Source organism: Leucobacter tardus, assembly GCF_017583045.1.
GTDB classification, from domain to species: Bacteria; Actinomycetota; Actinomycetes; order Actinomycetales; family Microbacteriaceae; genus Leucobacter; species Leucobacter tardus.
On sequence record NZ_JAGFBF010000005.1, the window covers coordinates 607,606 to 620,188 of the forward strand.

Genomic DNA, 12,583 nt, shown 5'->3' on the forward strand with positions numbered 1-12,583 from the left:
CGCTGTGCTCCTCTCTGCTGCGGTCATCGACGCTCCGACGGCGGCCTCGCGGTGCGACGGGGGGCACTCGATGGTTCGACCCCGTCACCGCGGAGACTGCTGACTCCGCGTCCGTCGACCACGACTTCGAGCTTCGCGGGGATCCGCTCCTGCATCTCGGCGACGTGGCTGATGAGGGCGACGGTGCGTCCACCCTCGCGCAGTCCGTCGAGCGTCGCCATGGCTTCGTCGAGTGCGCCGGGGTCGAGCGAACCGAAACCCTCGTCCACGAACAGCGTATCGAGCGTGATGCCTCCGGACTCCGCCGTCACGACGTCGGCGAGTCCGAGCGCCAGTGCGAGCGAGGTGAGGAACGTCTCGCCTCCCGACAGCGAGGCCGCACTCCGCGAGCGACCGGTGTACTCGTCCATGACGCGCAGCCCGAGCCCCGACTGGCGGCCTCGGCTGCGCACATCGTCGTCGTGCTCGAGGGTGTATCGACCGCCGACCATGCGTCGCAGTCGTCCGTTCGCCGCGGCGACGATCGCTTCCAAGCGTGCGGCGAGCACGAAGACTTCGAGACGCATGCGCCGCGTGTTCGGATCCTTGCCCTGCACGGTGTCGGCGAGCCGGCGCAGATGGAGCAGTTCCGCCTCGCCCGCGGCGCCCGCTTCGAGAGCCGCATCGAGTCTGGCGAGCGCGTCCTCACGTGCGGCGACCCGCTGCTCGGCGGTCGAGGCGGCGGTTTCGTGTCGCCGCGCGGTGTCGCGAGCGGACGCGAGGGCGGCCTCCGCCTCGTCCAGCGCGACCGCTGCCTCGGGCAGATCCTGGAGTTCGGGATCGGCGAGCACGCCGGCGTTCCGTTCGGTCGCGACCTCGTGCTCGGAGATCCGGTCGCGGAGTGCGGTCCGCTTCTCGGCGGAGCGTGCCGCGTCGCGGACGTCGGCGACGTCGGCGAACCCGAGTTCGGTGAGGATCGCCGTCTGCTCGTCGCCGGCCTGCGCGGCGGCGGCCTCAGCCGCGCGCAGATCGGCCGTAGCGGTGATCACGGCGTCGATGGCGTCGCGCAGTGCCCGTTCGGCCTCCATGCGCGCGGCGATGGAGGGGAAACCCTCGCGTGCGCGCTCGACCGCCGCGGTGCGATCGACGTGCTGCGCCTGCGCCGTGGTGAGTTCTCGCCTGGCCTCCGCGAGCTGCTCTGCGGTGCGACGCGTCTCCTCCGCGACGCCGGCGAGCTCTCGATCGAGCTCGGTCGCGCGGTCGCGCACGCTCGCGAGAGACTCGGCCGACGCGACGGCGTCGGCGAGGGCGGTCTCGGCTGCGTGCGCGCGCTCCTCGGCACTGTCCGGCGACGCGTGCTCGGCGCGTGCGCGCGTTTCGGCGAGAACGGTGTCGACCTCGCGCTCGGCGGCGCGCGCCGACTCGAGCCGGGCCTGCGCATCGGCGGCGGCGTGCTCGGCTCGGTCGATCGCCTCGGGCGCAACGGGGTCGTCTTGAACGGCGGGCGCCGGATGCTCGCGCGAACCGCAGACGGCGCACGGTTCGCCCGCGGCGAGCTGCTGCGCGAGCTCGCCGGCCATGCCGCCGAGACGTCGCGCGAGCAGATCGCGAACGGTGGCCGCTGCCGTCGCCGCCGTCTGGGCGGAATCGGCGGAGCGCTGCTGCGCCGACGTCAGCTGATCGACGAGTTCGGGCACCCGTCTCGCTGCGTCACGCACCGTCAGGGCGCGATCGCGTGCGACGGTCAGCTCGGCGAGCGGCGCGGCGCGTCGCTCTGCTGCAGCGACGGCCTCCTGGGCCGATACGAGCAGTTGCGGAAGCTCGTGCGCCCGAGTCTCGATGCGCGCGTGCGCCGTCGCGAGCGTCTCGATCCGGTGCTCGAGGTCGTCGCAGCGCTGAGCGGACGCCTCGAGCGCTGCTTCATCCGCGCGCCGCTCCTCCAGCAGCGCGAGCGTGCCTGCCACGCTGTCGCGCAACGCGGATCCCGCGTCCTCCGCGGTTCGTCCCGCAGCGGATCGCGCCGCGGCGAACCGGTCTCGACGTTCGTCGAGCGACGCGCTGGCAACCGTCCGACGGAGTTCCGCCTGCTCGGCTCGGCGCACACGATCGAGCGCGCGCTCGGCTCGCTCCGCTGCGGCCAGTTGCTCGCGTGCCGCAGCGATGTCTGACGCCCGGGCGTCGAGTTCGGTGGCGCGCGCACGCGCCGCTGAGAGTCGCCGTTGCCGTTCGGCGATGCGTCGCGCCTCGCGGGCCGCGTGGTCCGCGCGGTCGGCGGCAGCGACACTCTCGGCGGCATCGGCACGCAGGCGGTCGCAGGCGAGTCGTTCCTGCGCGATCGATGCCGCCACGCGTTCGCGGCGCGCCGTCGCACTGCTGCCGGTCGCGGCGTCCTTCGCCTCGGACGCATCCGGTGCCGATCCCTCGGGATCGGTCGCAGCCGACTCGGCCTGTTCGAGGAACGCGTCGATGCGTGCCTGAGCCTGTCCGACGCGTTCGCCGAGCGCGCTGCGCCGTTCGACGAGCACCCGCTCGATGTCGGCGAAGCGTTCGGTGCGGAAGAGGGTTCGGAGGGTCGCCTGCCGCTCTTGGTCGTCGGCGTGGAGGAACCGCTGGAAGCCGCCCTGCGCGAGCAGCACCACCTGCAGGAACTGGTCGAGGGAGAGGCCGATGATGGCGTGCAGTTCGGGCCCGACGTCGGCCGGACGCGACGCGAGCCCCCGCCAGTCCCCGCCTCCGTCGGAACCGGCGGTGCGGTCCCATGCCCACAGGCGCGCTTCGGCTTTCTGCAGGGTCGTTCCCTCGCCGCGCTGCTTCGGTCGCTGCCACTCGGGCAACCGCTCCACCCGGTACCGGTCGTCCCCCATCTCGAAGTCGAGCCGGACTCGGGTCGCCTGGGACGGGTCGGCGTGATCGCTGCGCACCCGGCCGACGCGGCCGTCGTAGCGCGGCACCGAACCGTACAGGGCGAAACTGATCGCATCGAGGAGACTCGATTTTCCGGACCCGGTTCGGCCGGCGATCAGCATGAGTCCGCTCTCGGAGGCACGCGCGAAGTCGACCCGCTGCCGGTCGCGGAACGGGCCGAAGGCCTCCAGTTCGAGTTCCAGGATCCGCATCGTCAGCCACTCCGCCGTTCACGGCGCGACACGTCGGCGATTCCAGCCTCAGCGATCGCCTCGCGGACGAGCGCCCACTCGCCGTCGTCGAGGGCGTCACCCGACCGCACGTGCCGCAGGAACTCGTCGACCACGTCGACGTCGCTGCGGCGGCTCACGCGCGAGGCGTAGCTGCGCTTCTCGGGGCCCGTGCCACCCTCGGGATCGAACTCGATGTGCGCGCAGTGCGGAAAGCGCTCGCGCAACCGACGCATCGCATCGATCGGCCGCACCCGATCGGTCACCACCGCCTCGACCCAACTGCGCTCATGCTCGCGGAACGCGGTGTCGTCGAGCAGCGCATCGATCGTGCCGCGCAGGCGCACGAGCGGACGGGGCACGGGGAACGGACACCACTCCACTTCGGAGAGCCCGTCGGCGTCGAGATCGACGATCCAGCCACCGCGCGGCTTCGCCGCCTCACTGAAAGAGAAGTGCAACGGGGCTCCGCTGTACCGCACGTTCGGCAGCGGGCTGCCGCGTCCGTGCAGATGACCGAGCGCCGCATAGTCTGCACCCGCGAAGATCCCGGCCGGAACCAGGTCGAGTCCCCCGGCCGTCAGATCCCAGACCAGGTCGGCGCCGAGTTCGTCGGCGCCGAGCGCATCGGCACGGCCGCCGCCGCTGACCGCGAAGCAGTGCGAGACGACGACGCTGCGACGGGCGCGCCCCGCGCGGAGCTCGTCGACCTCGCCGAGCACCCGGGTGAGCAGCTCGCCGTGCGCGCGGAACCGCTCCCCGGGGAAGAGCTCGCGCTGCAGCATGGGTTCCAGGTAGGGAATGCCGTAGAAGTCGACGTCTCCGGCATCGTCGCGCAGCGTCAGCGGCGTGCGGAACGCGTCGGCACGGGTGATGACGTGCACACCGCCCATCGCCGCCCACTCCGACTGGAACCCGAGTCGAGCCGCACTGTCGTGATTGCCGCTCGTGATGACCACCACTGCTCCGGCCTCGCGGATGCCGCGGATCACCTCGGCCAGCAGCTCGTACAGCTCGGCTGCGGGAGCCGCGTGATCGAAGACATCGCCCGCGACGACGACCGTGTCGATCGCCCGCTGACGCACGATGCCGGGGATCGCCAGCAGCACCTCGCGCAGTTGCGGCACCGTCGAGGCACCGTGGAAACTGCGCCCCAGATGCCAGTCGGAAGTGTGCAGAATGCGCATCGACCCTCCCGGAACGATCGGCGACAGGGGCGGGCATGCGTGTCGGCCCGCCGGAACGCTTCCAGCTTGGCACACACCACCGACACGGCGTCCGTCCTCGCGGCGAGGCGTAGGGTGGCACGCATGAGCACGCACGAACTTCCCGAGCACATGCGCGTCGTCGAAATCCGCGAGGCCGGCGGGCCCGAAGTGCTCGTGACCGCGGAACGGGAGGTGCCCCAGCCGGGGCCCGGCGAGATCCTGATCAAGGTCGCCGCCACGGGTTTCAACGGGGCCGACGCCGCCCAGCGGGCGGGAACCTACCCACCACCGGCCGGTGCCTCCGACCTTCCGGGTCTCGAGTGCTCGGGCACCGTGGCCGCGCGCGGAGCGGGCGCCCAGCGCTTCGCGCTCGGCGACGAGGTGTGCGCGCTGCTGGCGGGCGGCGGCTACGCCGAGTTCGTCGTCGTTCCCGAAGTGCAGGTGCTGCACGTGCCGGCCGGCGTCGCCCTCATCGACGCCGCAGCCATCCCGGAAGCGGCCTGCACCGTCCTGTCGAACTTCGCCGCCCCCCGCCCTCCGGGACCCGGTCAGACCGTGCTCGTGCACGGCGGAAGCGGCGGGCTCGGGGCGTTCGCCATCGGTCTCGCCGCAGCGCTCGGCTGCCGGGTGCTCGCGACCGCGGGCACGTCCGAGGGCATCGCGCACGCGCTCTCGGCGGGTGCCGACGCCGCGCATGACTACCACCAAGGTTCGTTCGCCGACTTCGTGCACGCGCAGACCGACAGCGCCGGGGTCGATCTCGTCCTCGATGTGGTCGGCGGCCCGTATCTGAGCGACAATCTGCGCTCCCTCGCCATCGGGGGCCGGCTCGCCGTCATCTCGGTGCTCGGCGGACCGAAGGCCGAGGTGCACCTCGGTGCGATGATGCAGCGCCGGCTCACGATCTCGGCGACGACGCTCCGGGCGCGGCCCGTCGACGGGGTCGGCTCGAAAGCCGAGATCGTGTGCGCCGTCGAGGCCACCGTCTGGCCGCTGATCGTGAACGGCCGTCTCCGCACGGCGCCCACCACACGCATGCCGCTCGGCGAGGCGAGCGCGCTGCATCGGGCCCACGCAGACCGCACCCTCGCGCCGGGGAAGGCGATCCTGGTCGTGTGATCGGGGTCGCTGCGCGACCGGCTAGCCGACCACCTCGAAGTCTTTGAGACGTTTGCGGCCGGCCTTCGAGTCCGCGTGCTGCAGTGCGAGGAGTTCGGCGTAGATGCCGCCTGATGTCGCGAGTTCGGCCGGGGACCCAATCTCGTCGATGCGTCCGTCGCGCAGCGTGATGATGCGGTCCACCTCCGCGATCGTCGACAACCGGTGCGCGATGATGAAGGTGGTGCGGCCGCGCATGAGATCCTCGAGCCCTTCCTGAACGAGGCGCTCGGATCGGGTGTCGAGCGCCGACGTCGCCTCGTCGAGCACAAGGATCGGGGCGTCCTTCAGCATCGCTCGCGCGACCGCGATGCGCTGCTTCTGCCCGCCCGAGAGCTTCATGCCCCGTTCACCGATGACGGTGTCGTACCCGCGTGGCAGCTTCTCGACGAACCGGTCGACGGCGGCGCGCTGCGCGACCGCGACGATGTCGTCCCGGGTCGCCGCGGGGTTGCCGTACGCGATGTTCTCGGCGATCGTGCCCGAGAACAGCGCCGCGTCTTGAAACACCACACCGATGTTCTCCCGGAGCGTCGCGAGGTCATCACCCGCGCCGACGATCTCGATGTCGCCCGATCGCGTGCCGTAGAGCCCCATGAGCAGACTCGTCAGCGTCGTCTTGCCGCCGCCGGATTCGCCGACGAACGCGATGCGCTCCCCCGCTGCGACGTCGAACGTGATGTTCGAGAGCACATCGTGGTCGTCGTCGTACCCGAATCGCACGTCGCGGAAGGACACCGCGGTGCGCGGGGTGTCAGTGGCATCCGTCGCGGCGGTCCCACGCGGTTCCGAGGGGCGTCCGCCGCCTCCGTCGACGCGCGCGGGGTCGAGATCCATCACCTCGAAGTACGACTTCGATCCGGCGATCGCGCGCTGCGCCGCGTCCACCATCCAACTGAGCGTCGTGACCGGTTGACGCGCCATCGCCATCAGCTGGATCAGCATCACCATCTGCCCCGGACTGAAATCTCCCGTCACGGTGCGGATGAAGATCATGAGGTAGAGGCCGAAGAAGATGACGTTGAGCACGCCGCGCCGGAACGCATCCATCACATGCCAGTGCCGCGATTGCCGGCCGGTGATCTCGACGGTGTCGTCGAGGTGATCGCCGAAGTGATCGAGCTCGCGCTTCTCGCGCACGAACGATTTCACCACCCGGATCTGGCCGACGACCTCGGCGAAGCGACCGGAGGCGACATCGATGTGATCGTTCTTCTCGCCCTCGAGCCGTTGCCAGCGCTTGCTCGTGAGCGCCGTCAACCAGAGGTAGATGGGGTACGCGAGCAGCAGCAGTGCGGCGAGCGGCCAGTAGTGCCACGCGCTGATCGCGAGCACGGCGACGGTGGTCATGATCATGGTGACGAACATGTTCGAGAACGTCTTCATGAAGTTCGTGACCTCGGAGATCGAGCGGTTCAACCGCGCCACGATCGTGCCCGTCAGCTCACTATCGAAATACCGCTGCGGCAGGGCCAGCAGCTGCGCGAAATACCGATTCGACAGGATGAGCCGCATCTTGGCGCTCATGACATCGCCCCAGTACCCGCCGACATTGCTCACGACCGACTCCACGAGACTCGCGGCCAGCAGCGCGAGCGCGAGCAGCACGACGGTCCGGATCGCGGAGCCGACGACATCGTCGGCTCCGGCACCCCCGTCAGTGGCCGCACCGACGGCATCGACGATCACGTCGGTCGCGCGACCGGTGATGAACGGCACCGTCAGCCCCGCGGCGGTCACGACGGCGGCGGCCACCATGATGCCGATGTAGTACGGGGTGAGACTGCGGGTGAACCGCAGAATGCGCAGCAGAGTGTTCACGTGCGAGGGCCTCCAGAAGGGTCTGAGGGGTTCAACGTTACGCGGCCGGGATTCTTCCCGATCGCCGTTCGCTCTCAGCGGTGCCGGAACCCCGCATCCGCTGACGTCACGCGAGTACGCTGGTGCGCTATGGCCAATCCCCTCCTCTTCCAGCCGTTCACCCTCCGCGACCTCGAGATCCGCAACCGACTCTGGGTCGCCCCGATGTGCCAGTACTCGGCCGACGCGGAAGACGGCGTCCCGGTGGACTGGCACTTCGCCCACTTGTCGGCTCTCGGCCGCGGCGGCGCCGGGCTCGTGATGACGGAGGCGACCGCCGTGGTGCCCGAGGGTCGCATCTCACCGCGTGACCTCGGCCTGTGGAACGACGAGCAGGAGACGGCGTTCGCCCGCATCGCCGACGCCGTGCACGCGCACGGAGCCCGCATCGGAGTGCAGCTCGCGCACGCCGGCCGCAAGGCATCCACCTTCCCGGCGCTGCCTGGCTTCGATCGCGGCAGCGTACCGGTGGGCGCGGGCGGCTGGCAGACGGTCGCTCCCTCCGCCGTGGCGTTCGAGGGCTTCGACGAGCCGCGCGCGCTCAACAGGGCGGAGCTCGAGCCGCTCATCGCGGCCTTCGTCGACGCGGCGACGCGCGCCGTGCGCGCCGGTATCGATGTCGTACAGGTGCACGCGGCGCACGGCTACCTGCTGCACGAGTTCCTGTCGCCGCTCTCGAATCGGCGTGACGACGACTACGGCGGCGACCTCGCGGGACGTGCACGGATCGTGCGCGAGATCGTCCGGGCGATCCGGGCGGAGCACCCCGCTCTGCCGATCGTCGTCCGCGTCTCCGCCGAGGACTGGGTCGCGGGCGGCTTCTCCGTCGACGAGGCCGAGACGCTCGCGGGGTGGCTCGCCGAGGACGACGCCGACCTCGTCGACGTGTCGTCGGGCGGCAACTCCCCGACCCTGCCCCCGCGCATCGGTCCGTCGTACCAGGTCGGGCTCGCCGCCCAGGTCAGGCGCGGGCCGCTGCCGGTCGGTGCCGTCGGCCTCATCACGTCGGCCGCGCAGGCGGAGGGCATCCTCGCGACCGGGCAGGCCGACGTGGTCTCGCTCGCGCGACCCCTCCTCGTCAACCCGCACCTCCCGCTCGCGTGGGCGCACGAACTCCGAGCCCCGAACGCGGACGAGCTCGTTCCGGGGCAGTACGCCAGGGCGCAGTTCTAACCTGTCCCTCGCAATGGTGTCGGTCGTGCGACGTACACTGCTCGCATGACCGAACCGTTGCGTGCGGGCACGTTGAGCGTCGCAGACGTGCGACGCGTGCGCATGCGCGCGCAGCGGCTCATCGCACGCGATGCGGTCGCTGCGCGGACCGGCCCGAACGGCACGGCTTCGACCGCCGATGGTCCGGCCCGGATCGCCGAGGCGGCGCATTACATGTTCGCGGTGCAGGGACAGGACTGGCGGTCGTCACGCTGGGCGCTCGGCGTCCGGGCTCCCGGAACCCGCGACACTGATGTGCTGCGCGCCTTCGACGCGGGGCTCGTGGTGCGTGCCTGGCCCATGCGCGGCACGCTGCACGTGGTTCCCGCTGCAGACATCGGCTGGATGCAGCGGGCCACCAATCACCGCGTGCTTCCCGGTGCGCCGAAGCGGCGCGCCTTCCTCGGTCTCGACGACCGCACGCTCGACCGTCTCATCGACACGACCGTCGGGGCGCTGCGCGAGGGCGGTCGGTTGAGCCGAGCCGAGGTCTCCGATCTCTGGACAGCAGCCGGCATCGCCTGGGAGAGCGCTTGGCGCTATCACGTGCTGTGGTGGATGTGCCAGAACGGCATCACCACGTTCGGCCCCGTCGACGGCGGTGATCGAGAGCCGCAACTCGTGCTGGCCGATGAGTGGATCCGTCACCCCCGTTCGGTGACGGGGGACGCGGCACTCGTCGAGCTCGCGACGCGGTACACCGCGGCCCGCGGCCCGATCACGGCGAAGGATCTCTCCTGGTGGACCGGGCTCACCCTGCGCGAGGCGCGATCGGCGCTCGCACACGCCACCGAGTCCGGCGCACTCGTTCCCGTCGCGGTGCACGACGACCCCGCCACCTATTGGGCGACCGGGGAGGCGCTGGATGACGCGGACGGGATCGCCCCGTGGCTGGTCCTGCCGGCCTTCGACGAGCACCTGCTCGGATATGCGGGACGCGGGGCCCAGCTCGATCCCGAGCATTTCGACCGCATCGTACCGGGAAAGAACGGGATGTTTCTCGCCACCGTCGTGCATGACGGTCGCGTCGTGGGTACCTGGAAACGCGGGACCACCGCCTCCGCTCCCGTCGAGACGACCCCGTTCCCCGGCCACCGCCTCAGCGAATCGGGCGTCGCGGCGGCGGTCGATCGGTGGCGGGCCTTTGCGAGACCGGATCCGACCCCAGCCACCGCCCCGTAAACTTGGCACATGGAGATCGGGCTCGTCGCTGTCGTCGGAATCGTCCTGGTCGTCGCGGTCGCGATCGTGTCGAGCAGGATCGGCGTCGCCGCGCCCCTCCTCCTCGTCGTCGCCGGGATCGGGATCGGCTACCTGCCGTTCGTACCGCTGGTCGAGATCGACCCCGAGATCATCCTGCTCGGCGTGCTGCCCCCACTGCTCTACGCTGCGGCGGTCAACGTGCCGTTCGTCGACTTCCGCCGCAACTTCAAGCCGGTCATCGGCCTCTCGGTCGTCCTCGTCATCCTGTCCGCCGTCATCGTCGGCGTGCTGCTTCACCTCATCATTCCAGCGATCCCGCTGCCCGTCGGCATCGCGCTGGGCGCCGTCGTCAGTCCCACCGACGCAGTCGCGGCGACCTCGATCGGCAAGAAGCTCGGCATGCCGTCCCGGCTCGTGTCGATCCTCGAAGGCGAGAGCCTGGTCAACGACGCCACCTCACTGGTCCTGCTGAAAACGGCCGTCGCCGCAGGCAGCTTTGTTTTCTGGGACGCCGTGGGCAACTTCTCGTTCGCGGTTGCCGCGGCCGTGCTCATCGGTTTCGTCATGGGGATCATCACCGTCTGGCTGCGCTCCCACCTGCGAAACCCCGTCTACGACACCGTCATCTCGTTCACGGTGCCGTTCGTCGCGTTCATCCCCGCCGAGTACGTCGGGGCGTCCGGCGTGCTCGCGGTCGTCGTCACCGGGCTCTACACCGGTCACCACTCCGCCAAGCGCTTCAGTGCCACGGCCCGGGTGAACGAACGCCTCAACTGGCGAACGCTGCAGTTCGTCGTCGAGAACGGCGTCTTTCTCGTCATGGGTTTGCAGCTCCACTCGCTCGTCGAGCAGGTCAGCGACAGTCCGTGGAAGTTTCAGCACCTCACGCTGATCGGCTTGGGCGTGGTGCTGGTGCTGATCCTCTGCCGTGCGCTCTTCCTCGCGCCGCTCCTGTGGAGCATGCGCGGCGACGCGGATCGCCTCGAGCACCGCAGTCGCACCATCGGCCTCTTCGCCGCGCGAGCCAAAGGCAGCGACCGTGTCGACCCGTCGAAGATGAAGCGCGTCGAACTCATGCGTCAGCGTTCGGAAGCCGACCTCGCGCACGAGCAGGAACAGGCGCTCGGCTGGCGCGACGGCGCGGTGCTCTCGTGGAGCGGCATGCGCGGCGTGGTGACGCTCGCGGCTGCGCAGACGATCCCGACCGAAGTCCCCTACCGCGCGCAGGTCGTCCTGATCGCGTTCATCGTCGCTATCGCGACCCTGCTGCTCCACGGCCTCACCCTGCCGATGATGATCCGCAGACTGTGGCCCGGTCAGAACGCCGGATCCCACACCGCTCGCGAACTCGCGGCGCTGCGCACCGACCTGCTCGAGGCCGGCGACACCGCGCTCGAGGACGAACTGTCCGGCGACGAGTCCGGGGGCGCATCGAGCGACCTCGATCCGGCGCTCATCGATCGCGTGCGTCAGACGAGCAAAGCCGCCCTCGCGCCGCTCGCTCTCTCGGCGTCCTCCGCAACCGCGTCAGGCGACTCTGCAGCGGAGACCCCGGCTCAGGCCTACCTGCGACTCGCACGAACGGTGCTGCAGGCGCAGCGCGAGACCCTGATCGAGGAGCAGGCGATCGGCCGCTACAGCTCCCAGACGCTCCGGGCCGCAGAGGTGGCGCTCGATGCGCACGAGACGCGGCTGACGCCGCCGACCGAGTCGCACTGAGCAGCGCTCAGATGAACTCCACCCCCGCAGTCGCGAGCTCTTTCAACGCCGCCACCGTGGACTCGGGAGCGACTCCGGCGACGAGATCGGTGCGCACCCGCACGGAGTAGCCTGCGGCCACGGCGTCGAGCGCGGACGCCCGGACGCAGTAATCCGTCGCGAGTCCGACTACGTCGAGCGCGTCGACCCCCGCCTCCGCGAGCACCGCGCGCACTGGGAGGCCGTCGGTACTGGCGCCCTCGAACGCGGAGTACGCCGGTTCTCCCGTTCCTTTCCAGACGTGAACGTCCACGCGATCGACATCGAGCGCCGGGTGATAGTCGGCCCCGGTCGTTCCGCGCACGCAGTGCACGGGCCAGGTCGTCGAGAAGTCGGGATCGACCCCCGGAGGGGCGAAGTGCCCGCCGTTGTCACTCTCCGCCTCGTGCCAATCGCGCGACGCCACCACCAAGCGGTACGCCTCGGGTCCGCGCAGCAGATCCGTGATCCGGCGAGCCACCGCGCCGCCTCCGTCGACCCCGAGAGCGCCGCCCTCGGTGAAATCGTTCTGCACATCCACGATCAGCAACGCCCGCACCATGTGCTCGAGTCTAGGTCGGTCGCACCGGGTTCTGGTAGTGATGGAAGACGATGCTGGTGCGGGTCGATGAGACCGCGGGGTGAGCGGAGAGGTGCTCCACGACGAAGTCGCGCACATGATCGGAGTCACGGGCCGCGAGGTGCACGATGAAGTCCTCGACACCGCCGAGGAAGTACAGCTCCATCACCTCGGGAAGCGCGCGCAACTCGTCCGAGAGCGCCATGATGCCCTGCCGGGCGCCGGAGCGCACCGTGACGCTGATCAGCACCTGCAGCCCGATGCCGAGCGCGCGGGGATCGACCGTCGCCGTGAACCCCGTGATGATCTTGCGGCTCACCAGGCTGCGCACGCGCGCGATGCACGTCGATGCCGCGACCCCGACTCGCTCGGCGAGTTCGGCGTTCGTGACCCGACCGTTCGCCTGCAGTTCGGCGATGATGTTCCGGTCGATCTCATCGAGGTCGACCTGCCCCTGCAGATTCTTCGAATTGTCCACTGTTTTCCTTCCCGGTATGACGCAACAGACCACA

Annotated in this window: 9 protein-coding genes; 4 read left to right on the top strand and 5 right to left on the bottom strand. The window is 70.3% G+C overall.

Features of this window, described 5'->3' with window-relative positions; all coding sequences use genetic code 11:
* Positions 1-23: 23 nt before the first annotated feature.
* Together J4H85_RS09835 and J4H85_RS09840 are read right to left on the bottom strand one after the other, a co-directional pair.
* A complete protein-coding gene (locus J4H85_RS09835; protein WP_208239169.1) occupies positions 24-3,095 on the bottom strand; it encodes an AAA family ATPase in 3,072 nt (1,023 codons plus the stop codon).
* Between the two features lie 2 nt (positions 3,096-3,097).
* A complete protein-coding gene (locus J4H85_RS09840) occupies positions 3,098-4,300 on the bottom strand; it encodes an exonuclease SbcCD subunit D (RefSeq protein ID WP_208239171.1) in 1,203 nt (400 codons plus the stop codon).
* A gap of 123 nt (positions 4,301-4,423) precedes the next feature.
* Here J4H85_RS09840 and J4H85_RS09845 point away from each other — a divergent pair, with 123 nt between their 5' ends.
* Positions 4,424-5,440: an NAD(P)H-quinone oxidoreductase gene (locus J4H85_RS09845; protein ID WP_208239173.1), complete on the top strand. Its 1,017-nt coding sequence runs from the start codon at positions 4,424-4,426 to the stop codon at positions 5,438-5,440.
* Positions 5,441-5,461: 21 nt separating this feature from the next.
* Here the strand turns inward: J4H85_RS09845 and J4H85_RS09850 are convergent, their stop codons facing one another.
* Complete coding sequence (locus J4H85_RS09850; protein ID WP_208239175.1) at positions 5,462-7,300, bottom strand: ABC transporter ATP-binding protein; 1,839 nt, start codon at positions 7,298-7,300, stop codon at positions 5,462-5,464.
* A gap of 129 nt (positions 7,301-7,429) precedes the next feature.
* On the opposite strand from J4H85_RS09850, the gene J4H85_RS09855 reads away from it, so the two are divergent.
* Genes J4H85_RS09855 through J4H85_RS09865 form a run of 3 tightly spaced genes read left to right on the top strand, consistent with a single transcriptional unit; the run spans position 7,430 to position 11,473 of the window.
* A complete protein-coding gene (locus J4H85_RS09855; protein ID WP_208239177.1) occupies positions 7,430-8,512 on the top strand; it encodes an NADH:flavin oxidoreductase/NADH oxidase in 1,083 nt (360 codons plus the stop codon).
* Between the two features lie 45 nt (positions 8,513-8,557).
* The gene (locus tag J4H85_RS09860; RefSeq protein WP_208239179.1) at positions 8,558-9,733 is read left to right on the top strand and encodes a winged helix DNA-binding domain-containing protein; all 1,176 of its coding nucleotides are present in this window, start codon (positions 8,558-8,560) and stop codon (positions 9,731-9,733) included.
* Between the two features lie 9 nt (positions 9,734-9,742).
* A complete protein-coding gene (locus J4H85_RS09865; protein WP_208239181.1) occupies positions 9,743-11,473 on the top strand; it encodes a cation:proton antiporter in 1,731 nt (576 codons plus the stop codon).
* Positions 11,474-11,480: 7 nt separating this feature from the next.
* On the opposite strand, the gene J4H85_RS09870 is transcribed toward J4H85_RS09865, so the two are convergent.
* Both J4H85_RS09870 and J4H85_RS09875 read right to left on the bottom strand, forming a co-directional pair.
* Positions 11,481-12,053, bottom strand: a complete 573-nt coding sequence (locus tag J4H85_RS09870) for an isochorismatase family protein (protein ID WP_243893605.1) — start codon at positions 12,051-12,053, stop codon at positions 11,481-11,483.
* Positions 12,054-12,063: 10 nt separating this feature from the next.
* On the bottom strand, positions 12,064-12,549 hold the full coding sequence (locus tag J4H85_RS09875) for an Lrp/AsnC family transcriptional regulator (RefSeq protein ID WP_208239183.1): 486 nt from the start codon (positions 12,547-12,549) through the stop codon (positions 12,064-12,066).
* Positions 12,550-12,583 lie beyond the last annotated feature (34 nt).

Excerpts from the sequence above, each read along its gene's own strand:
- J4H85_RS09835 (WP_208239169.1), bottom strand. The coding sequence starts at position 3,095 with ATGCGGATCCTGGAACTCGAACTGGAGGCCTTCGGCCCGTTCCGCGAC.
- J4H85_RS09840 (WP_208239171.1), bottom strand. The coding sequence starts at position 4,300 with ATGCGCATTCTGCACACTTCCGACTGGCATCTGGGGCGCAGTTTCCAC.
- J4H85_RS09845 (WP_208239173.1), top strand. The coding sequence starts at position 4,424 with ATGAGCACGCACGAACTTCCCGAGCACATGCGCGTCGTCGAAATCCGC.
- J4H85_RS09855 (WP_208239177.1), top strand. The coding sequence starts at position 7,430 with ATGGCCAATCCCCTCCTCTTCCAGCCGTTCACCCTCCGCGACCTCGAG.
- J4H85_RS09860 (WP_208239179.1), top strand. The coding sequence starts at position 8,558 with ATGACCGAACCGTTGCGTGCGGGCACGTTGAGCGTCGCAGACGTGCGA.
- J4H85_RS09865 (WP_208239181.1), top strand. The coding sequence starts at position 9,743 with ATGGAGATCGGGCTCGTCGCTGTCGTCGGAATCGTCCTGGTCGTCGCG.
- J4H85_RS09870 (WP_243893605.1), bottom strand. The coding sequence starts at position 12,053 with ATGGTGCGGGCGTTGCTGATCGTGGATGTGCAGAACGATTTCACCGAG.